The following is a 19,627-nucleotide window of genomic DNA, read 5'->3' on the forward strand; positions in this document are numbered from 1 at the left end:
TGGTTGATAAGAAAATTTCACTGCAGGCCGATGGCATGCAGGCCCGCGCGGGCGCATGCCTCGTCCTGCCCGGCCGAGCCGCCGGACACGCCGATGCCGCCAATCAGTTCGCCCGCCTCATGTACCGGCAGGCCGCCGCCGAAGATCACCAGCCGCGGGCGGCCGGCAAGACCCAGGCGCAGCGATTCATCGCCGGCCAGCAAGGCGCCCCACTGCGCGGTGGGGAAGCCGAAGCTGGCCGCCGTGTACGCTTTGTCGATGGCGATGTCGATCGAGTGCAGGAAGGCGCCCCCCATGCGCGCGAAGGCCACGAGCGTGCCGCTGCCGTCCACCACGGCCACGTTGATGCGCAGGCCCTGCTCTTCCGCAGCTGCCACCGCGGCCGCTACGGCGGCCTGTGCAGCAGCAAGCGTGATGTGGTGGCGGGTGTCGCTCAGGTTGATGGTGTCGGCAGTGCTTGTGGTCATGGCAGTAAGGCGGTCATGGAGATAGCGATTCGGCAAGCCCGGAGGGCGCCTATTGAACGTTCCCAAGTTCCGACAGCGCAAAAGCAACCACCGTCATTCCCGCGCATACCCAAAGGGCACGTGGGCGGGAATCCAGCGTCGTCAAAGCCACTGGGTTCCCGCCTTCGCGGGAACGACAAGCAAGAAGCGGTGTCGTGAATTCCGGAAACATCAATAGCGCCGATCAGGTGTAGACATCCGTGAACGACGGCACCGCTTCACCAGTGTGGTAGAAGATGCCGGTCCACAGCTTGTCTTCGCTCCACGTGGTGACGGGGCGGTCGGGCTGCGCGAGGTAGCCCAGGCCGGCGAAGGTCTCGTTGCGGTTGCCGCTCGGGTCGAAGAAGTAGATCGTCTCGCCGCGCGTGATGCCGTGGCGCGTGGGGGCCACATCGATCTTGGTCTGGTTCTTGGCCATGACGTCGGCGGCCTTGAGCACGTCGTGCCAGGAGTCCAGGAAGAAGGCGATATGGTGCAGGCCGCTGCGCGGGCCGCCGACAAAGGCGATGTCGTGCGGCGTGGTGCTGCGGGCCAGCCACGTTGCCGCCTGGATGTCGCCGCCCGGGCCTACCACCACCTGCTCGGTCAGGAAGAAGCCGAGCACTTCCTGCATAAAACGCGTGTTGTCCGCCACCGTGTTGATGCCCGCCTCCGGATTGAGCTCGCACATCAGCAACGCATGGTCCAGCCAGTGCACGGCCGCGCCCTTGATGCCGTCGGGCCAGGGGTCCGGGTTGCGGCTGCCCACTTCCGTGCCGACCAGCTCCTTCATGGCGTAGAGGCGCATCTCGTGGCCGCTCGGCAGCTGGAACTGCAGCATGCGGCCGGTAGCCGGCAGCGTGCCTTCGGGGAGCATCGTGGTCTTGATGCCCCACGCCTCGATCTTGCCCTGCAGTTCGTCGAGATCGGCTTCGCGCTCGACCTTGTAGGCGAGGTGGTTGAGGCCGGCCTGGTCCGACGGGGTGAGGATGAGCGAATACTTGTCCCACTCGTCCCAGCACTTGAGGTAGACGTTGCCGGCCTTGTCCTGCATCGTCACCTTCAGGCCGAGCACGTTTTCGTAATGCCGCAGCGCGGCGGCCATGTCCATCACCTTCAGGCTCGCATGCCCGATTCGTAGAACACCCATGCTTGTCTCCTGGTTGAAAATCTCACTGCGGCTTGTTGTCAGGCTGCGCCCCCGCAGATGCGGCGAACCCTTTGAAGAACGGCTTCTCGAACTTTCCCAGCACCGCCAGGCGTACGGCGGTAAGCGGCGCTTCGCGGCACGCCAGCGTGACGCCCTGCGCTTCTTCCTCGGCGCTGACGTGGGCGCGGCTGAGCGGGCCCAGGCGCGTGGTGCGGCCTTCCAGCACGCGCACCTTGCACACGCCGCAGCCGCCATTGACGCAGCCCACGGGAACCCCCTTGCGGCCCAGGCGCAACATGCCCGCCAGCAGGCTCTCGCTGGTGGCGCAGACGTAGTGCTCCCGGGTCTGCTCCACGCAGACATCCACCTTTGGTCGACAGTCCGGCATTGCGTGGCCCTCCCCGCTCAGACCCGCTTGAACAGCGGGCTGCGCTGCGTGTTGGCATCCGCCGCCGAGAGGAATTTCTCGGTGTAGATGTCGTCCTCGAACAGCCGGCCCTGCATGAGCGTGCCGATGACGGCTTCCACCATCGGCGGCGGCCCGCACAGGTAGGCCTTGTTTCCGGCGAACTGCCCCTCGAACAGCGCCCGGGCCGCTTCGTGCGCGAAGCCGCGCGCGCCGCCCCAGGCGCTGTCCTCGGGCTCGTTGGAGAGCACCGGCACGTAATGGAAGTTCGGGTGGCGCGCGGCGAGGTCGACGAACTCGTCATGGCCGTACAGCTCTTCCTGGCTGCGTTGGCCGTTGACCAGCGTGATGGGCAGCGTACAGCCTTGCCCGAGCAGGTCGAGGATCATCGAGCGCGGACTCGACAGGCCCGATCCGCCCGCCACGAACAGCATCGGCTTTGCTGCCGACTGCCGCACGAAGAAGCGGCCATACGGCCCGCTCACGCGCAGGGTGTCGCCGACGTGCAGTTGTTCGTGCAGCACGCCGGTTCCCGCGCCGCCTGGCACGCGGCGCACCTGCAGTTCGATCTCGCCGGTATCGGCGACCTCGCCGGGCGAGTTGGCGATCGAGAACGCGCGTTGCTGCCCCAGCCCCGGAATCTCCACCATGACGTACTGGCCGGCCTGGAAATCGATCGGCTGGTCCAGCTTCAGGCGCAGGCCCTTGATGGTGGGCGTGAGCGTGTCGATGCGCGTGACCGTGGCCGCGAAGTCGCGTACCGGGATGACGCGCGCGTCCGGCTCGTCTTCGATGTCGGCCTCGATGCAGACGTCGGACAGCGCGGTGGCGCAGCACGCCAGGGTCTTGCCCTCTTCCCGCTCGATCTCCATCAGCGCGAACGGATTGGCCGCACCGTGGTCGACCTCGCCGCTCGTGACCTGCACCTTGCACGTGCCGCACAGGCCGTGGCCGCAGGCATGCGGAATGTACACCCCCGAGCGCAGCGCGGCGTCGAGCAGGGTCTGGCCCTCGGCCACGTCCAGCGTGGCGCCGAGGGGCTCGATGGTGAGTTGATAACACATGGCTTAGCTGCAGGAACCTTTGATGCCGGTGAGGCCCGGCGTACGGAAACGGATCACGTCCTTGTGGCCCAGGCCGTTGTCGGCCAGGGACCTGGCCGGGTCGGGTGTCCACGGCTGGCCGGACTTGAACCACTGCACCGCGCTCCAGTCGATGCGCGCGAAGTCGGGATGCTCGCCGTAGATGCCGGGCAGCACCTGGCTGACGAGCGCACCGAACGGCATGTCCGGTGGCAGCGGCAGGCACACCGGCGCACAGATCATCAGGTGGTCTTCCCAGCCGATGTAGAGCAGCGGCGCCGGGAAGTTCTCGCGCACGTCCTTCATCGGGAACTTGTAGGGAACCCCGGCGGCGGGGTTGACGACGACGCTCATGCTGATTCTCCTGTCCAGGCGGCAAAGTTCTTCTGGTCTTCCGAGCCTTCGAAATCGAAGTTGTCCCGGCCGATGTTCATCTCGTAGTACTTGAGTACGGCCATCAGCGGGTCAAAGCCCTCGACGGTCGGGTCGGTGCCTTCGGGGAAGCAGTGGCCCTGGTAGACCTGGTGCACGGGCAGCCAGCTCTGCACGTACTTCTCGGGCTCGTCCTCGAAGATGTGCTGGCAGTGGTCGGAGCAGAAGTGGTACTTGTTGCCGAAGTAGTCGGTTTCGCGGTAGCAGATCTTGGTGGCGTCGCCGGGCTCGGTGAAGAACATCGGCACCTGGCAGGTCGTGCACAGCATCGGCAGGGTCTTGTTGTAGAAGCGGCGCCCTTCCTCGGCCCGCTCGCGCCAGAACTCGAAGCGCGGGCGATAGTGCTTGTCGAAGCTTTCCGGGTACTTCTGCGACAGCCACTGCATCTCGTCGTCAGTGGGAATCCAGGTGTGGAACGGCGCGGCGGCACCGTAGTTGTAGAACGTGGCCCAGGCCTGGTGGCTGATGTGGTCCTTGCCTTCGCACGCATCCTTCCAGCCGCTCGGCTCGCGAATGCCGTAGCGCGCCAGGTCCTTGAACAGCGCGCCGCCGTTGCCCTCGGCGTACATCTCCCACGCTTCCTTCCAGCTCATCACGCGCTTGGGCAGCATGTAGTCCTGCATCATCGCGACGATGGTCAGCAGGCGGTAGCCGCGCCAGAACCACTTGTCGATCCAGCGCTGCACGATCGGCACGTTGTCCGGGTCCTGCTCGAGCATGAACTTGATGCACTCGATGCCCAGCGTCATGTGGCGCGACTCGTCGGACTGGGCCGAGAAGCCGAAGGTGACGGTGCTCATGTCGCCGTTGTGCGCAGCCCCGGACATGAAGGGCACGAACAGCAGGTTGGTCAGCACGTACTCGAACGAGAAGCTGACGGCAGTCAGGAACTCGAACGGGCCGGCGGTGCAGGCATCTTCGAAGAACGACTTCGGCACCGAGAGATACCAGACGCGGTCGAACCAGTGGTGTGCGCGATGCAGGCCGTTGAAGTACTTGTTGTAGTGCGAGATCGCGTGTGTTTCCGTCTGGTAGTGGCGCAGTTCGTCGATGGACTGCATCTGCGCCGCCACGCGTGCGCCCTCGCCCGTGAACTGCCGGCCAATGTGCGCAAAGCCGCGGTGCGCACAGTATTCGAGCGGCGTCACGCCCTGGAGGAAGAGCTTGAGCGCATTGACGTAGCGTGCGTCGCTGATGCCGAGCTGGCCGTTGTTCTGCGCAAAGGCCTCGATCACGGCGTACAGCTTCTTCTCCTTCTCGCCCTGGTACTTCCAGTAGGCGTCCATGGTCAGGCGGAACGGGTCCTGCCACTTGTCCCAGTCGTGGATCTTGATGCCCTCGTAGGTGTCGTAGGGAAAGACCTTGTCCATCGGCTGGTAGGTGGTCTCCCAGCCGAGACCGCGGGTCATGGCGGCGTAGCGTTCCTTCAGTCCAAGCTTCTTCTTGGCAACGCGGGTATCCATGGTGTGTCTCCTCTCGTATTTGTGTGCGCTCAGTGCTCCCAGCTCAGGGTGAGCTGGTCGTCGTCTTCGTCGATGTGGCCGGACAGCGTGACGAGGTTGACGTGCAGTTGCTGCAGGTCGAAGGGCCGGCCGGTCTGCTCCTCGATGGTTTCACGGCGGATGGTGAGCCGGCCGGGCGCGTCGATCTTGACCAGGCCCGTGGGGTAGGTGACGACGGCCTCCGGGTTGTCGGTCACGATTGCCTCGACCACGGGGCGCGATTCCTCGTTGGCCTGGAAGGCGATGAAGACTTGGGACATGGGGTTTCCTCTCCAGAGAATCGGATGCAGGCCGCGCTCAGAGCGCCAGGCCGAGCTTCGCAGCGCGCGCATCGAGCGCCGCACGCACTTCACCGAGCGCCGCGGCGCCGTGTTCGCCCAGCGCCAGTTCGGCGACCGGCGTCAGCGCCGCCTGGGCGCGGTCAGCCCAGCGCTTGAACCACTGCGTAAGCAGCTCGCGGTTGCCGGCGGCTTCGGCTTCGGGCGCGGCCGCCATGGTCTTGACGACGGCGTCGATCCAGCGCGCGGTTTCGTCGTGCCACTCGGGCACGAAGCTGGTCAGCATGGCCACGGCCGTGCCGCCTTGCAGCGTGAGGTGGTCGTCCACGTAGTGGCCGTAGACGAGCGGGTACAGCAGGCCGTCCAGCGCGAAGTTCTGCGCCACGAACAGCTCGGCCGGGTCCTGCAGCACGAAGGTGTCTTCCACATAGTGGCGCAGGCCCTGCCAGCGCGGGTCGTCCAGCCACGCGCGCTTGCCGGCATCGAGCACGGCCGGCTCGTCCAGCGCAAGTGCCAGCCGCGTGATCAGCTGCGCAATGCCGAGCTGGTCCATCGCATGGAACATGGCCGGCGCGGTGAATGCCGTGCCATAGCCGTAGGCGCAGATGGACGCGTTGTTCATGTTGGCGCCCCAGGCCACGTGGCGCAGCGGCAGCAGCACCTGCAGCGCCTGGTCACGCAGTGCGTCGCTCATGGACGCGGCCAGGCCGCGCGACTCCACGAACTGGAAGTTGGCTTCCACCGCCTCCTGCTGGCGGGCGCGGGTCATGGTCCAGGTGGCGTAGTAGAACTGGCGCGGGTCTTTCAGCACCTCCCAATCCGCCAGGCGGATGCGGCTGCGGCTGGCGTCGAACAGCTCGTGCGCCGGGTCCCACGTCGGCCGGTAGTGGAAATTGGCCGAGGGCTGCGCGCCGTAGGTCGCTTCCTGATAGCGCGTGGCGGCCTTGTTCTCGCCGATCAGGCGGGCAACGTGGGCGAAGGTCTGCCGCAACGGCGTGATCTCGCGGGCCTGTAGATCGATATTCATGCGGGTCGTCTCCTGGTGTTATATGAAGTCGGGCGTGCGGCGGTCTGCGCCGCCTCAGGATTCCAGCCTTGTCACCTGGTGCCTGTCGCAGAACGCCGCGAAGGCCGGTTCCGGCAGCAGCAGGTCCACGCTCAGCTCGGGCCAGCCGATGGCGAATTCGAAGCTCACCAGCCCGTCGCCGCGGCGCTCGACGCGGCTGACGAACTTGCACGTGAGGTCGACGTGAGGCAGCGCGTCGTGGGACGTGGCAGGTTGGGAAGTCATGGGCATGTCCTGGTGATGTTCGGTGGGTCCGCCACCGGCACAGGGCTGTGGCGGGGTGACGACCAGTCTTTGCAGAAGGCGTGCCAGCATCGGACGCAATCCACTAAAATCTCGATATTTTTAGGGAAAACCCCGACAAAAGTCAGGGGTATAGCGACGTATAGCGACGAGCCACGCACCCAAAATCCCGCCTCCTATACCCTGCCGTCCGGCAAATCAGACCGAAATTTGATGATTTCATTGACCCATGTAGGGCCGGTTTCATCAAATGATCGAACATCCCCTCGAAGCAGTCCTCCTGCTTGATCCGGATTAATTCTCGAGATTTTTATCCAATTGATGAACTCTTCTGGCGCAGGAAGCCAGCGCAGATCTCATCAAAAACTCAAATTCAGGGGTGCTTCCTGGTTTCTGCAGCGCACACAAGGTCAACGAAAAAAACTGCTCCATGCGCGCTGCTCAAGACGATCGTGGATTTTTGCAACGCAGCATAAGAGTGCCGGCAGGCCTGCTGGCATCGCGTTTGCGATTGGGATGGTGCCCAGGTGCGGAGGCCATCCCGCCGGGACCACAAAGCAAGAGAGACCCAAACAAGGAGACACCTCATGGCGCTATTGGAACGCGCAGCGTGGTACGACATTGCCCGCGCAACGAACTGGACACCGGGATACGTGGCCGAGTCCGAACTCTTTCCCGAGGTCATGGCCGGCACGCAAGGCGTGCCCATGGAAACCTGGGAGACCTACGACGAGCCGTACAAGACCTCGTACCCCGAATACGTCAAGATCCAGCGCGAGAAGGACGCCGGCGCCTACTCGGTGAAAGCCGCACTGGAACGCAGCCGCATGTTCGAGGATGCGGACCCGGGCTGGCTCTCGATCCTGAAGGCGCATTACGGCGCCATCGCGCTCGGCGAATATGCGGCGATGAGCGCGGAAGCGCGCATGGCCCGCTTCGGCCGCGCGCCCGGCATGCGCAACATGGCGACGTTCGGCATGCTGGACGAGAACCGCCATGGCCAACTGCAGCTGTACTTCCCGCACGACTACTGCGCGAAGGACCGGCAGTTCGACTGGGCGCACAAGGCGTACCACACCAACGAATGGGGCGCGATCGCGGCGCGGAGCACCTTCGACGACCTGTTCATGTCGCGCAGCGCGATCGACATCGCCGTGATGCTCACGTTCGCCTTCGAGACCGGCTTCACCAACATGCAGTTCCTCGGCCTTGCGGCCGACGCCGCCGAGGCGGGCGACTTCACCTTCGCCAGCCTGATCTCGAGCATCCAGACGGACGAGTCGCGGCATGCGCAGATCGGCGGCCCGGCCCTGCAGATCCTGATCGCCAACGGACGCAAGGAGCAGGCGCAGAAGCTGGTGGATGTGGCGATCGCACGGGCCTGGCGCCTGTTCTCGCTGCTGACCGGCACGTCCATGGACTATGCGACGCCGCTGCACCACCGCAAGCAGTCGTTCAAGGAGTTCATGAGGGAATGGATCGTCGGCCAGTTCGAACGCTCGCTGATCGACCTCGGGCTGGACCTGCCCTGGTACTGGGACCAGATGATCAACGAGTTCGACTACCAGCACCATGCCTACCAGATGGGCATCTGGTTCTGGCGCCCGACCATCTGGTGGAACCCGGCTGCCGGCATGACACCGGATTGCCGTGACTGGCTCGAAGAGAAATATCCGGGCTGGAACGACACGTTCGGCAAGGCGTGGGACGTCATCATCGACAACCTGCTCGCGGGCAGGCCGGAGCTGACCCTGCCCGAAACGCTCCCCATCGTCTGCAACATGAGCCAGCTGCCGATCTGCGCGGTCCCCGGCAACGGCTGGAACGTGAAGGACTATCCGCTCGAATACAACCGCCGCACGTACCACTTCAATTCCGAGATCGACCGCTGGGTGTTCCAGCAGGACCCGGTGCGCTACCGCGACCACCTGAGCCTGGTCGACCGCTTCCTGGCCGGACAGATCCAGCCGCCGGACCTGATGGGTGCGCTCCGGTACATGAACCTCGCACCGGGCGAGACCGGCGACGACGCACACCAGTACGCCTGGGTCGAGGCTTATCGCAACCAGCGCGAACGGAACAAGGCCGCCTGACGCGGCAAGCAAACGGAGGATGACATGGCACTTTTTCCTGTGATTTCGAATTTCCAGTACGACTTCGTACTGCAGCTCGTTGCCGTCGACACCGAGAACACGATGGACGAGGTGGCCGCGGCCGCCTCGCATCATTCGGTGGGCCGGCGCGTGGCGCCCCAGCCGGGCAAGGTCGTCCGGGTACGGCGCCAGGGGAGCGAACAGTTCTATCCGCGCGGGGCCAGGCTGGGCGAGACTGACATCAAGCCGATGGAATCGCTCGAATTCATTTTTTGCGATGCGTGAGTGAGGCCGACATGAACTACCAGAAAGTCTGCACGCTCGACGAGCTCTGGGAAGGCGACATGACCGAGGTCGAGGTGGACGGCCACGTGATCGTGCTGGTTCGCCCCGAAGGGGGAGAACCGCGCGCCTTCCAGGGCATCTGCCCGCACCAGGACATCCCGCTCGCGGAGGGCAAGTTCGACGGACGCGTGCTGATGTGCCGCGCCCATCAATGGACGTTCGATGCGAACACGGGCAAGGGCATCAACCCCGGCGGCTGCCGGCTCGCCGAGTACACGGTAAAGGTCGAGGGCGACGATATCTTCGTCGCGGTCGAAGGCGTCGAACCCTTGTTCGCCAATTGCTGACATAGCGCAGGAACACACCATGAGTATCGACAACACCGCCCAGGCATACCGCAACAACCGCGTCGGACCTGTGCTGCGCGCGAGCAGCATCACCGAGGGCGTCATCGAAGCCGCACAGGAAGACAACCCCGGCAAGGAAATCCGCGTCGACGACAAGCTCGCGTACGTGCGCATCGACACCGACGGCGAGCTGATCCTGCGCCGCGCCACGCTGGAGGAGACCCTGGGCCGGCCGTTCCGGATGTCCGAGCTCGAAGTGAACCTCAGTTCGTTCGCCGGCCGCATCGAGACCACGGATGACTACGTCCGCTTCTACTACGAAAAGACGCTGTAAAGGGAGACTCGCATGACAACACAACCCGAAGTCCTCAAGCCCCTCAAGACCTGGAGCCACCTGGCCGCGCGGCGGCGCAAGCCCAGCGAGTACGAAATCGTCTCGACGAATCTCCACTACACGACGGACAACCCCGACGCGCCGTTCGAACTCGACCCGAACTTCGCAATGGCGCAGTGGTTCAAGCGCAACCGCAACGCGTCGCCGCTGGCCCATCCTGACTGGAATGCGTTCCGCGATCCGGACGAACTCGTCTACCGCACCTACAACATGCTGCAGGATGGGCAGGAAACCTATGTCTTCGGGCTGCTGGACCAGTTTTCCGAACGCGGCCACGACACCATGCTTGATCGGACCTGGGCCGGCACGCTGGCACGGCTGTACACCCCCGCGCGCTACCTGTTCCACGCGCTGCAGATGGGTTCGGCCTACCTGACGCAGCTGGCGCCCGCCTCGACCATCTCGAACTGCGCCGCCTATCAGACCGCCGATTCCCTGCGCTGGCTGACGCATACCGCGTACCGCACGCGGGAGCTGTCGCAAACCTTCGGCGATATCGGTTTCGGCATCGACGAGCGCAGGTATTGGGAGCAGGACACGGCATGGCAAGGCTGGCGCAAGCTGGTCGAGCTTGGCCTGGTGGCGTGGGACTGGGCAGAGTGCTTCGTTGCCCTCAGCCTGGTCATACGGCCGGCGGTGGAAGAAACCGTCCTGCGCAGTCTTGGCGAGGCCGCACGGCACAACGACGACACCCTGCTCGGCCTGCTGACCGATGCGCAGCTTGCCGACGCCCAGCGGCACCGGCGCTGGGCCGGCGCGCTGGTGCGCATGGCCCTGGAACAACCCGGCAACCGCGAAGTCCTGGCCGGCTGGATCGCCAAATGGGAGCCGCTCGCCGACGAGGCAATCGCCGCCTACTGCGCGGCGCTGCCGGACGCGCCCGGTGCGCAGGCGCGCGCCTGCGCGGCCGTGCGCGACTTCCGGCACGGCATCGGCCTGTAACGCCGGGCCGCCCCGGACGCATACCACTCGACTGCCACTATCGGAAACCCATGGAATACCAGATCACCATCGAAGGCGGAGCAACGTTCTCCGTCGCTGCAGAGGAAGACACGCTGCTGCGCGGCGCCCTGCGTGCGGGCGTCGCCCTGCCGCACGAGTGCAGCGTGGGCGGCTGCGGAGCATGCCGCTTTGACGTTGTGGACGGGCCCATGGAATCGATCTGGCCCGAGGCGCCCGGGCTGTCCGAGCGCGACCGCAAGCGCGGCAAGCACCTTGCCTGCCAGTCCCGCCCGCTGGGCGACTGCACGATACGCGTGCGTTGCGACGAGGCCTATCGTCCGGCCATCCGGCCGGAGCGCTGGCCCGCGGAGCTGCTGGCGCGGCGCGCGCTGACACATGACATGAGCGAGTTCACGTTCCAGGTGCCGGCCACTGCGGAGTTTCGCCCCGGCCAGTATGCGCTGCTCTACCCGCCGCATACGCCGGGCGCGCGCGCCTATTCCATGGCGAACCTGCCCAATGGGGATGGCATCTGGAAATTCGTGATCCGCCGGGTGCCGGGCGGCACGGGCAGCAACGCGCTGTTCGATCAGGTCCGGATTGGGCAGCGCGTGACGCTCGACGGGCCATATGGCCACGCCTACCTTCGTGACGGCACGGCACGCGACATCGTCTGCATTGCCGGTGGATCCGGACTCGCCCCCATGCTGTCCGTCGCGCGCGGCGCGCTGGCCCGGGCGAATCCGGGGCGGATCCACTTCTTCTACGGCGCACGCACGCAGGCGGACCTCGGTGCGACCGCGGCCTTGGAAGAACTGGCGGAAGACGAACGCCTCGCGCTCTCAGTCGTATTGTCCGCCCCGGAAGCCACGCCGGCCTGGAGGGGGCCGACCGGTTTCGTGCACGCGGAACTCGAGCGGGTACTGGCGCAGTCGCTGGATCGCTTCGACTTCTACTTTGCCGGCCCACCGCCCATGATCGAAGCCGTGCAGGAACTCCTGATGCACAAACACCAGGTGCCATTCGGCCAGATCCATTTCGACCGCTTTGTCTAATGAGCTTTTCCTATTTCGCGACCACATCAAAATAGCCACCGTCATTCCCGCGCATACCCAAAGGGCACGTGGGCGGGAATCCAGCGTCTTTGAAGTCCCCCGATGGGGGACAAAAAGTCACTGGGTCCCCGCCCACGTGCCCTTTGGGTATGCGCGGGGACGACGAATATTTGGCGTTGTCGTGAAGTATGGAAACCTCAATAGCCGGCTGATGGGGCAGACACCGCACAGCTGCAACCGCAGCGTGCCAGGCCTTCCATGTCGCGTACTTTCACCAATCGCCATATGTGGAAGCTGGGAATAAGCTTCTTCGATCGAACCCTGTATGGCCTTCGCGGGCCGGTCGACGGTAATCGTCGAACCGGTCCGCGCAATACCCGGCCGCACCCGCGTGCGGCGGCAGCGAACCCGGCCGCGATCGAGGAAACCATGGCGAAAAGGCATCCGCTAAGACCCAAGCCCGACTCACCGGCCCAAGGCCGGCCCGAGCGGGACGTGAAGCATGCCGGCCCCGAGGAGATCCGGGTCCCGGCGATCCACGACCTGGCCAAGCGCCTGCGCTTTGCGCCGCAGCAGGGCCGCATCTGGCTCGACGACCAGCGCATGATGCTGATGCATATCAGCTCGCTCGGCGCGCTGAGGCAGGAGCTCATCGAGAGCCTCGGCAAGGAAACGGCGCGCGGGCTGATCACCCGCATCGGCTACCAGGCCGGCACCCACGATGCGGCCATGGCACGGAAGGTCCGTGCCGGGTTCAACAGCTATGACGACTTCCTGGCCGGCCCGCAGCTTGTGTCGCTGGAGGGCATGGTGCATTGCGAGCCGGTGGCGCTCGACATCGACGTCGAGCGTGGCCACTACTTCGGCGACTTCTACCTCACCGACAGCTCCGAGGCTGAGGCCCACATCGCCGGCTACGGCGTGGGCAACGAATCCGTGTGCTGGATGCTGATCGGCTATGCGTGCGGCTATACGAGTGCTTTCATGGGCCGGCCCATCCTGTGGCGGGAAACCGAATGCCGCGGCATGGGGCATGCGAAATGCCGCGTGGTGGGCAAGCCGGTGGAAGAATGGGAAGACGCCCAGGACGACCTGCGCTTCCTGCGGATCGGCGATTTCGTCAGGTGGGCGCCGCAGGCCGAGGCGCCGCTGCCTGCCACGAGCCGCATCGCTGCAAGGCTGTCGAATGCACCGGAGAACAGCTTTGGCGTGGTCGGCGTCTCCGCCGGTTTCAACACGGTCTGCCACATGGTGAACAAGGTGGCTCCCACCAATGCGACCGTGCTGTTCCTGGGCGAAAGCGGCGTCGGCAAGGAAGTCTTTGCGAACAACCTGCATCGCCTGAGCAAGCGCGCCGACGGGCCTTTCGTCGCAGTCAACTGCGCATCCATTCCGGAACACCTGATGGAATCGGAACTGTTTGGCGTCGAGCGCGGCGGCTTTACCGGCGCCACCACGTCCCGCGCCGGACGCTTCGAGCGGGCCGATGGAGGCACGCTCTTTCTCGACGAGGTCGGCACGCTGAGCTTCACGGCGCAGGGAAAGCTGCTGCGCGCGCTACAGCAGGGCGAGATCGAGCGCGTGGGCGATACGCGTACCCGCAAGGTCGACGTCAGGGTGGTTGCGGCCACGAACGTGAACCTGCGCGAAGCGGTCAAGGCCGGACACTTCCGCGAGGACCTGTTTTTCCGCCTCAACGTCTTTCCGATCCAGGTGCCGCCGCTGCGCGAGCGCCGCGACGACATCCCGCTGATGATGAACTGGTTCCTCCAGCGCATGGCGCGCAAGCACGACAAACATATCACCGGCTTCCGCGAACGTGCCGTCGACGCGATGTTCGCCTACGATTGGCCCGGCAACGTGCGCGAGCTGGAGAACATGATCGAACGCGCGGTGATCCTCGCCGAGGACGGCGGCGCGCTGGACCTGTGCCACCTGTTCACCAGCGGCGAGGAGATCGACACCACCGCATTCATCCTGAAGCGCAGCGGCAGCATCGGGCGGAGCAGCGAACCTGGCGAAGGCGAATCGCCGTCGGCCACCGCCGTTGGCCGCCCCGGCCTGGCGGAAACCGAGGTGGCCATGTTGCGCGCCGCCGTGGCGGAGGCCAACGGCAACCTGTCGCGCGCCGCCCGCGTGCTGGGCATCAGCCGCCCGACGCTGGCGTACAGGCTGCGCAAGTACGGCATTACGCCGGAAGCGGGCTGACAGGCGCTTTCCCTAATTCACGACAACATCACAACGACCACCGTCATTCCCGCGTAGGCGGGAATCTAGCGTCTTTGAAGTCCCCCGAAGGGGGACAAAAAGTCACTGGGTCCCCGCCTGCGCGGGGACGACGAATATTTGGCGTTGTCGTAAATTTTGGAAACCTCACTAAAAGCGCTTGCTGTATGCCACGACAGCGTTGAGCTGCGAATGCCGGACGGTGAGCGGTACCGCCGTATTCGGCTGACTGGTATTCCCCACGGTCTTGGGCAGTACCACCGACAAGGCAAAGTCGATCGCGTTGTCCTTGCCGAACGCGTAGGTCGCGCCGCCAGTCAGGGTGGTCGTCGGAATGGCCGGTACGACAGCCAGCAGCGTGTTGTTGGGGATGGCCTCCTGCGCGTAGTGGAATCCGCCACGCACCGTCCAGGCCGAATCGAAGCGGTAGGCCATGCCAAGGCCGAACACGTTGGTGTCGCGGTAGTTCTGCGGAAGCGACAGGTCCAGGTTCGCACCGGCACGCACGAAACTCACGTTGATGTCGCGCATCACGCTCGACCAGAACACGCGCTGGTAGTCCGCCGAGACGGACAGTTGCTCATTGAACCGATGATTGATGCCTACCGTGAACTGCGCCGGCATCTGGAAATCCCGCACCCGGATCTCGCCGCTCAGCGGAATGTTGCCCGCCACCGCGCTGACGGCGGCGAGCGTTGCCTGCCCGCGGAGGTCGCCCACCCGCGTCTTCGCGTTGTAGGCCAGCCCTATCCGGGTATCGGGCGTGACGTCATAGGTCAGCCCCAGTTTTCCGCCGATACCCCAGGCATCGGCCCCGCCACCGACGGGCGCGCTGCGCGAGAAGCCCAGGTAGCCACCCGACAGGCCCGGCACGGAGAGCAGCGTGGGCACCAGTGACCCGGACACGCGGCGCTGGCCGGCGAGTGTGCCGATCTGCGTGACGTCGAGCAGCGTGCCAAGGTTAAGCGATGTCCAGACTGCATCGAGCGAGGCGCCGAGCGTCAGCTTGTCCGTCGGCCGATAGGCCACCGCAAAGGGAATGCGCAGCACCAGCAGCCGGGAGAACTGGTCCAGACCCGTCTGCACGCCATTGGACGTGCGCGACAGGAAGCCGCTGCCCCCGTATTGCGTACCGAGACCGCCCTCCGCAAAGATGCCGGCGCCGAGCGCATAGTCGTCGCGCCGGTAAACGAATGCGGCTTCCGGCGCAAAGTACGGCCCGTTGTTGTTCCCGTGGCTGCCGGACCGGGCCGTTTCGCCCGTTGCCGTGTTGGTGGCCTTGATGTCGGTGGTCACCACGTCGAGCCCGAGGTGCAGGTGATTCCCCTCGGCCATCAGGCCGAGTGTTGCCGGATTCGCCATCATCGCCGCGGGCCCGATGTCGAAGGCCGCACCCGTGCCGCCCATGGCGCGGGAAACGGGGCCGAAGCCTTCCAGGTTGAACACATCCGTTGCTCCCGCCGGTGTTACGCACGCCGCAGCGCATAGCGCCACGGCCACGCGAACGTAGTTGCCTCTCACGAGTGTCTCCTTGTCTTTTTTGGGATAGCGAAGCGGCAGCATCGCCGGGGCAGCAGACGAGCCTGCGCATTCGCGGTAGTGATGCCCGCGACCGGCATGGCGTTGCAGCTCGGTCGCGACAGCCACGTTGCAAAAGCCGTACCAGTTCGGCGAGCCTCCCCCATAAATCTCGAGATTTATAGGGAAAACCATGAGGATTTTCCGAGCCGGCAGAGCCTTTCCGTACGGGCAGGCAGCCAGGTGCAACGCACGCAATCCCCTGCTTTGACGATATGATCTACGTATGGAGGCATCCCGGCTTCATCAGATGATCGAATCCGGGCACATGCAGGCCGGTCCTTGCCTGGCCCGGCACGATCCGCCAAACTATCGAGATTCCACCCACACCTAACACCAGGGGCCGCACGCCGTGGAAGCCAAGCTCAGTTACCCTCCGAATGCCGACCTGCGGCACCTCCTGCGCTTCGACCCCCAAAGCGGCGCCATCTGGCTGGGCGAACACCGCATGCTGCTCCTGCATACCGCCGCGCTGAGCGGCCTGCGGCAGGACCTGATCCATTCTGTGGGGCCCGTGCACGCGCGCCGGCTGCTCACGCGGATGGGATACGCCTCTGGCCGGCGCGATGCAGAATTTGCACGCACGACGCGCGGCGCCCTCTCGCTCGATGCCGCCTTCCTGGTCGGGCCGCAACTGCACATGCTCGAAGGCGCTGCCTGTGTGACGCCGGTCCAACTCGATTTCGACGCCGCCACCGGCCGCTTCTCCGGAGAATTCCGCTGGGACAACTCATGGGAAGCCCATGCCCACCGGCAAGCCTTCGGGCTCGCGGAAACGCCCGCCTGCTGGGTCCTGCTCGGCTACGCCAGCGGCTACACGAGCGCCTTCATGGGCCGCCTCATCGTCTTCAAGGAAATCTGCTGTGCGGCCTGCGGCGCCGATCATTGCCAGATCGTCGGCCAGCCTGTCGACGAGTGGCCCGACGCCGCCGAACAGCGCCAGTACTTCGAAGACGACTCCCTGCTCGACACCATCGCCGCGCTCAACGAGCAGGTGCAGGCGCTCGTGACCACCATCGAATCCGCGCGCGAGCCTTGCATCTCCGCCGGCATGCTCGTCGGCGCCTCGCCCGCGTTCCAGGAAGCCCACGCATTGCTTAACCGCGCCGCCGCCACGCAGGTGACCGTGTTGCTGACCGGAGAGACGGGCGTGGGGAAGGAACGCTTCGCCCGCGCCTTGCACCAGGGGTCGGCGCGCGCCGCCGGTCCCTTCATCGCCGTCAATTGCGCCGCACTGCCGGCCGACCTGATCGAGGCCGAATTGTTTGGCGTCGAGCGGGGCGCCTACACCGGCGCGCACGCCAGCCGCAGCGGCCGCTTCGAACGGGCCGACGGCGGCACGCTCTTCCTCGATGAAGTGGGCGACCTGCCCCTGCCCTCGCAGGCCAAGCTGCTGCGCGTGCTGCAGGACGGCGAGATCGAGCGCCTCGGCGCGGAGACCACGCGCAAGGTCAACGTGCGCCTCGTCGCGGCAACGAACGTCGATCTTGAAGCGGCGGTGTCGCAGGGGCGGTTCCGGCGCGACCTGCTGTACCGGCTCAACGTCTATCCAATCTGCATTCCGCCACTGCGCGAGCGGACGGCCGATATCGAGCCACTAGCGAACCACCTGCTGGCGCGCTTCACCGCGCTCCACCAGAAGCGCCTTTCCGGGATCGGCGAACGCGCGATGCAGGCGCTCGTGCACTATGACTGGCCCGGCAACGTGCGCGAACTCGAGAACCTGATCGAGCGCGGCGTCATCCTGGCGCCGCAAGGGGGATCCATCGAACTGGAACATCTCTTTCCGCACCAGCCGCCCGGGATACAGGCAACGGTCAGCGCAAAAGGCCGGCTGGCGCCGGTGCGGCCGGACAGCGAGCAGGCCCTCTGCGCGCGCATTCTCGATAGCGGGCTCAGCCTGGAATCGCTGGAGAGCCAGCTTCTCGACCTTGCCGTCGAGCGTGCTGGCGGCAACCTGTCAGGTGCGGCGCGGCAGCTCGGCCTGACCCGCCCGCAACTGGCCTATCGCCTCAAGCGCCAACAAGACAAAGGCAACGAAGCATGACACTCACCGAACGCCGCGGCGCTCGCGCCGGCGTGGCAGACGATCCTCCACCCCCGACGCCCTCCGCACCGCGCACCCTGTGCGAGCGCGCCTATCTTCAACTGCGGCAGGACATCGTCCAGGGGCGCATCGGCCCCGGAGAGCGCCTGCGCGTCGAACACCTCAAGGATCGCTATGAAGTGGGTGCCGGCACGCTGCGGGAAGCACTGGCGCTGCTTGTGTCCGACGCCCTCGTCACGGTCGAAGGCCAGCGGGGCTACCGGGTTACCGCAATCTCGCTGGACGACCTGCGGGACCTCACCGACACGCGGGTGCGGCTGGAAACCGAAGCGCTTCGCCTGTCCATTCGCCACGGCGACGCTCAATGGGAAGCGCAGTTGCGCGCGGCGTTCGACGACCTCAGCGCCTCGGAGGCCCGGGGCCCTTCGGCGGACCCGGCCTGCTGGGAACATGCCAACCAGCGCTTTCACGAAGCGCTGATCGCGGCACACCGCTCGCCTTGGAGCCAATATCTGCTGAAGCTCCTTTACCGCCATGGGGAACGCTATCGCCACGTCGCCATCCGCCTCGGAACGAACCGGTCAGCCTCCCGGAATGTGCATGAGGAACATGCATTGATCTTCGAGGCCGCCGTGGCGCGTCAGGAAGCGCGCGCCGCGCTCGCGCTGGAGGCACATATTCGCCTCACCTACGAGTTGCTGTCGGGCGCGCGAATGGAGATGTAAGTCTCGTGCTGACTTTCTCCCACCTGCTGGCGATGACCGTTTTCTCATCATAATCCGCCACTTCGTTTTCAGGAGACAGATGGCGGAGAAGGGTCGAAGAGGCGAGCAGGTAGCGGCGGTTTGCCTCGAGACAGCCTCGGGGCGATCAGCTGGCCGACGCAGTCAGTACTTGTGCCCCCTACGCTTGGCGGCTGACACTTGACCGGGATCATGCGAGGCCTCGTCCAGCGTCGCTACACTTTTCCAGTCGTAGTCCGACGTGCGCCCGACTTATCCTGATAGGCAGGTCTCAAAGCCGTCTTCGCCCCCCGTCTGCCATGAAGCCTGCAATCGCCCAACACACTCCCATAGAAAACTTGCAGGCACTGCTGATAGGCACACTGCTTGTCGCACTGTCGGTATCCATGTTCAAGCAGGCAGGTTTGCTGTCGGGCGGTACGGCTGGTCTGGCATTTCTTGCCCATTACCTCGGCGGCATGCCGTTCAGCCTGGCGTTCTTCCTCTTCAACCTGCCCTTCTACTGGCTTGCGTGGAAATACATGGGACGGACGTTCACATTCCGGACGTTCGTGGCCGTGCTGCTGTTCTCCGTCGAAACCGACTTGCTGCCACGCTGGCTCAGCTTCGCCACGCTCGATTCCACGCTTGCCGCAATACTGGGAGGCGCACTATTGGGCAACGGATTCCTGATTCTGTTCCGGCACAAGGCGAGCCTCGGCGGTGTCGGCATCCTTGCGCTCGTGCTTCAGGAACGGCGCAACTGGCGTGCCGGCCATATCCAGATGGCCGTGGATGCGGCGATCGTCGCAGCGGCACTCCTGACCGTTCCATGGCCGCGCGTCGCTCTCTCCATTCTCGGTGCCGTGGTTCTCAACTTTGTATTGGCAACCAACCACCGTCCGGGACGCTACGTGGTCCAGTGACCATGGCTGGCCTGGGATGCCGATTGCCGCGACCAGCGCCGGAATTGCCAGGAGCAGATAAAGCGCCAGATTGCCGACATGGCACTGGGTTCCGTGGAACTGCCCTCGAGCCGCAAGCTCGACCGAACCGGGCCGGCTGCCATACTTCAACTCTTGCGCGACGACCTGACACGGCTGGAGCGCAGCCTGGATGCGTCGGCAGCGGGAAATACGGCCCCGTAGGAAGCCTTATCCTAAAACGGATGACCGCACTTCGGCCTGAACGGCCGGCTCGGCGTCTCATGCAGCAACATCTGGCGAATGCCATTGCGCGCACTCACTATCCATGCAAATTTTGCATATCCATGGAATGATTGCCCCCTGCCATG

The 19,627-nt window shown here is 65.1% G+C and carries 21 protein-coding genes; 11 read left to right on the forward strand and 10 right to left on the reverse strand.

The genetic code is table 11. The annotated features are described in order from the left end of the window. Nucleotides 1-17: 17 nt before the first annotated feature. From LDO29_RS07070 to LDO29_RS07110, 9 genes are all read right to left on the reverse strand, one after another. A complete protein-coding gene (locus LDO29_RS07070; RefSeq protein ID WP_224079058.1) occupies nucleotides 18-467 on the reverse strand; it encodes a GlcG/HbpS family heme-binding protein in 450 nt (149 codons plus the stop codon). 223 nt (nucleotides 468-690) lie between these two features. Continuing rightward, nucleotides 691-1,635, reverse strand: a complete 945-nt coding sequence (locus tag LDO29_RS07075; RefSeq protein WP_224079059.1) for a catechol 2,3-dioxygenase — start codon at nucleotides 1,633-1,635, stop codon at nucleotides 691-693. A 22-nt stretch (nucleotides 1,636-1,657) separates the two neighbouring features. After that, complete coding sequence (locus LDO29_RS07080; protein ID WP_224079060.1) at nucleotides 1,658-2,023, reverse strand: 2Fe-2S iron-sulfur cluster-binding protein; 366 nt, start codon at nucleotides 2,021-2,023, stop codon at nucleotides 1,658-1,660. 17 nt (nucleotides 2,024-2,040) lie between these two features. Then, complete coding sequence (locus LDO29_RS07085) at nucleotides 2,041-3,105, reverse strand: NADH:ubiquinone reductase (Na(+)-transporting) subunit F (RefSeq protein ID WP_224079061.1); 1,065 nt, start codon at nucleotides 3,103-3,105, stop codon at nucleotides 2,041-2,043. 3 nt (nucleotides 3,106-3,108) lie between these two features. Continuing rightward, nucleotides 3,109-3,477, reverse strand: a complete 369-nt coding sequence (locus LDO29_RS07090; protein WP_224079062.1) for a phenol hydroxylase subunit P4 — start codon at nucleotides 3,475-3,477, stop codon at nucleotides 3,109-3,111. Continuing rightward, entirely contained in the window at nucleotides 3,474-5,018 is a 1,545-nt protein-coding gene (locus LDO29_RS07095; protein WP_224079063.1) for an aromatic/alkene/methane monooxygenase hydroxylase/oxygenase subunit alpha, read from the reverse strand. The genes LDO29_RS07090 and LDO29_RS07095 overlap by 4 nt, the downstream gene beginning before the upstream one ends. 29 nt (nucleotides 5,019-5,047) lie before the next feature. Further along, on the reverse strand, nucleotides 5,048-5,317 hold the full coding sequence (locus LDO29_RS07100; protein ID WP_224079064.1) for an MmoB/DmpM family protein: 270 nt from the start codon (nucleotides 5,315-5,317) through the stop codon (nucleotides 5,048-5,050). 37 nt (nucleotides 5,318-5,354) lie between these two features. Further along, nucleotides 5,355-6,362, reverse strand: a complete 1,008-nt coding sequence (locus tag LDO29_RS07105; RefSeq protein WP_224079065.1) for an aromatic/alkene monooxygenase hydroxylase subunit beta — start codon at nucleotides 6,360-6,362, stop codon at nucleotides 5,355-5,357. A 54-nt stretch (nucleotides 6,363-6,416) separates the two neighbouring features. Beyond that, entirely contained in the window at nucleotides 6,417-6,626 is a 210-nt protein-coding gene (locus LDO29_RS07110) for a phenol hydroxylase subunit (protein WP_224079066.1), read from the reverse strand. A gap of 605 nt (nucleotides 6,627-7,231) precedes the next feature. Here LDO29_RS07110 and LDO29_RS07115 point away from each other — a divergent pair. The 7 genes from LDO29_RS07115 to LDO29_RS07145 all read left to right on the forward strand — a co-directional run bounded on the left by LDO29_RS07115 (nucleotide 7,232) and on the right by LDO29_RS07145 (nucleotide 13,968). Continuing rightward, a complete protein-coding gene (locus tag LDO29_RS07115; protein WP_224079067.1) occupies nucleotides 7,232-8,737 on the forward strand; it encodes a ferritin family protein in 1,506 nt (501 codons plus the stop codon). 24 nt (nucleotides 8,738-8,761) lie between these two features. Beyond that, nucleotides 8,762-9,022: a toluene-4-monooxygenase system B family protein gene (locus LDO29_RS07120; RefSeq protein ID WP_224079068.1), complete on the forward strand. Its 261-nt coding sequence runs from the start codon at nucleotides 8,762-8,764 to the stop codon at nucleotides 9,020-9,022. 11 nt (nucleotides 9,023-9,033) lie between these two features. Then, entirely contained in the window at nucleotides 9,034-9,369 is a 336-nt protein-coding gene (locus tag LDO29_RS07125) for a Rieske 2Fe-2S domain-containing protein (RefSeq protein ID WP_224079069.1), read from the forward strand. A 19-nt stretch (nucleotides 9,370-9,388) separates the two neighbouring features. Next, nucleotides 9,389-9,703, forward strand: coding sequence for an MmoB/DmpM family protein (locus tag LDO29_RS07130; RefSeq protein WP_224079070.1), 315 nt, complete (start codon nucleotides 9,389-9,391; stop codon nucleotides 9,701-9,703). A gap of 12 nt (nucleotides 9,704-9,715) precedes the next feature. Beyond that, a complete protein-coding gene (locus LDO29_RS07135) occupies nucleotides 9,716-10,705 on the forward strand; it encodes an aromatic/alkene monooxygenase hydroxylase subunit beta (RefSeq protein ID WP_224079071.1) in 990 nt (329 codons plus the stop codon). Nucleotides 10,706-10,755: 50 nt separating this feature from the next. Next, nucleotides 10,756-11,760 carry a 2Fe-2S iron-sulfur cluster-binding protein gene (locus LDO29_RS07140; RefSeq protein WP_224079072.1) on the forward strand — a complete coding sequence of 335 codons (1,005 nt, stop codon included), beginning with the start codon at nucleotides 10,756-10,758 and terminating at the stop codon, nucleotides 11,758-11,760. Nucleotides 11,761-12,189: 429 nt separating this feature from the next. Then, nucleotides 12,190-13,968: a sigma-54-dependent Fis family transcriptional regulator gene (locus LDO29_RS07145; protein ID WP_224079128.1), complete on the forward strand. Its 1,779-nt coding sequence runs from the start codon at nucleotides 12,190-12,192 to the stop codon at nucleotides 13,966-13,968. 168 nt (nucleotides 13,969-14,136) lie between these two features. Here the strand turns inward: LDO29_RS07145 and LDO29_RS07150 are convergent, their stop codons facing one another. Beyond that, nucleotides 14,137-15,507 carry an OmpP1/FadL family transporter gene (locus LDO29_RS07150; RefSeq protein ID WP_224079073.1) on the reverse strand — a complete coding sequence of 457 codons (1,371 nt, stop codon included), beginning with the start codon at nucleotides 15,505-15,507 and terminating at the stop codon, nucleotides 14,137-14,139. A 409-nt stretch (nucleotides 15,508-15,916) separates the two neighbouring features. On the opposite strand from LDO29_RS07150, the gene LDO29_RS07155 reads away from it, so the two are divergent. The 4 genes from LDO29_RS07155 (at nucleotide 15,917) to LDO29_RS07170 (ending at nucleotide 19,481) form a co-directional block, all read left to right on the forward strand. Further along, nucleotides 15,917-17,611 (forward strand): sigma-54-dependent Fis family transcriptional regulator, encoded by a 1,695-nt coding sequence (locus tag LDO29_RS07155; protein ID WP_224079074.1) that lies wholly within the window; start codon nucleotides 15,917-15,919, stop codon nucleotides 17,609-17,611. Further along, a complete protein-coding gene (locus tag LDO29_RS07160; protein ID WP_224079075.1) occupies nucleotides 17,608-18,336 on the forward strand; it encodes a GntR family transcriptional regulator in 729 nt (242 codons plus the stop codon). Before LDO29_RS07155 ends, LDO29_RS07160 begins: the two co-directional genes overlap by 4 nt. Nucleotides 18,337-18,653: 317 nt before the next feature. After that, complete coding sequence (locus LDO29_RS07165; RefSeq protein ID WP_224079076.1) at nucleotides 18,654-19,259, forward strand: YitT family protein; 606 nt, start codon at nucleotides 18,654-18,656, stop codon at nucleotides 19,257-19,259. 78 nt (nucleotides 19,260-19,337) lie between these two features. Further along, nucleotides 19,338-19,481, forward strand: a complete 144-nt coding sequence (locus LDO29_RS07170) for a hypothetical protein (protein ID WP_224079077.1) — start codon at nucleotides 19,338-19,340, stop codon at nucleotides 19,479-19,481. Nucleotides 19,482-19,627 lie beyond the last annotated feature (146 nt).

It is taken from the genome of Cupriavidus laharis, assembly GCF_914271435.1.
Classification (GTDB): domain Bacteria; phylum Pseudomonadota; class Gammaproteobacteria; order Burkholderiales; family Burkholderiaceae; genus Cupriavidus; species Cupriavidus laharis.

Excerpts from the sequence above, each read along its gene's own strand:
- LDO29_RS07115 (WP_224079067.1), top strand. The coding sequence starts at position 7,232 with ATGGCGCTATTGGAACGCGCAGCGTGGTACGACATTGCCCGCGCAACG.
- LDO29_RS07160 (WP_224079075.1), top strand. The coding sequence starts at position 17,608 with ATGACACTCACCGAACGCCGCGGCGCTCGCGCCGGCGTGGCAGACGAT.
- LDO29_RS07120 (WP_224079068.1), top strand. The coding sequence starts at position 8,762 with ATGGCACTTTTTCCTGTGATTTCGAATTTCCAGTACGACTTCGTACTG.
- LDO29_RS07130 (WP_224079070.1), top strand. The coding sequence starts at position 9,389 with ATGAGTATCGACAACACCGCCCAGGCATACCGCAACAACCGCGTCGGA.
- LDO29_RS07080 (WP_224079060.1), bottom strand. The coding sequence starts at position 2,023 with ATGCCGGACTGTCGACCAAAGGTGGATGTCTGCGTGGAGCAGACCCGG.
- LDO29_RS07165 (WP_224079076.1), top strand. The coding sequence starts at position 18,654 with ATGAAGCCTGCAATCGCCCAACACACTCCCATAGAAAACTTGCAGGCA.
- LDO29_RS07100 (WP_224079064.1), bottom strand. The coding sequence starts at position 5,317 with ATGTCCCAAGTCTTCATCGCCTTCCAGGCCAACGAGGAATCGCGCCCC.
- LDO29_RS07170 (WP_224079077.1), top strand. The coding sequence starts at position 19,338 with ATGGCACTGGGTTCCGTGGAACTGCCCTCGAGCCGCAAGCTCGACCGA.
- LDO29_RS07095 (WP_224079063.1), bottom strand. The coding sequence starts at position 5,018 with ATGGATACCCGCGTTGCCAAGAAGAAGCTTGGACTGAAGGAACGCTAC.
- LDO29_RS07090 (WP_224079062.1), bottom strand. The coding sequence starts at position 3,477 with ATGAGCGTCGTCGTCAACCCCGCCGCCGGGGTTCCCTACAAGTTCCCG.
- LDO29_RS07135 (WP_224079071.1), top strand. The coding sequence starts at position 9,716 with ATGACAACACAACCCGAAGTCCTCAAGCCCCTCAAGACCTGGAGCCAC.
- LDO29_RS07145 (WP_224079128.1), top strand. The coding sequence starts at position 12,190 with ATGGCGAAAAGGCATCCGCTAAGACCCAAGCCCGACTCACCGGCCCAA.
- LDO29_RS07085 (WP_224079061.1), bottom strand. The coding sequence starts at position 3,105 with ATGTGTTATCAACTCACCATCGAGCCCCTCGGCGCCACGCTGGACGTG.
- LDO29_RS07140 (WP_224079072.1), top strand. The coding sequence starts at position 10,756 with ATGGAATACCAGATCACCATCGAAGGCGGAGCAACGTTCTCCGTCGCT.
- LDO29_RS07110 (WP_224079066.1), bottom strand. The coding sequence starts at position 6,626 with ATGACTTCCCAACCTGCCACGTCCCACGACGCGCTGCCTCACGTCGAC.
- LDO29_RS07105 (WP_224079065.1), bottom strand. The coding sequence starts at position 6,362 with ATGAATATCGATCTACAGGCCCGCGAGATCACGCCGTTGCGGCAGACC.
- LDO29_RS07125 (WP_224079069.1), top strand. The coding sequence starts at position 9,034 with ATGAACTACCAGAAAGTCTGCACGCTCGACGAGCTCTGGGAAGGCGAC.
- LDO29_RS07070 (WP_224079058.1), bottom strand. The coding sequence starts at position 467 with ATGACCACAAGCACTGCCGACACCATCAACCTGAGCGACACCCGCCAC.
- LDO29_RS07075 (WP_224079059.1), bottom strand. The coding sequence starts at position 1,635 with ATGGGTGTTCTACGAATCGGGCATGCGAGCCTGAAGGTGATGGACATG.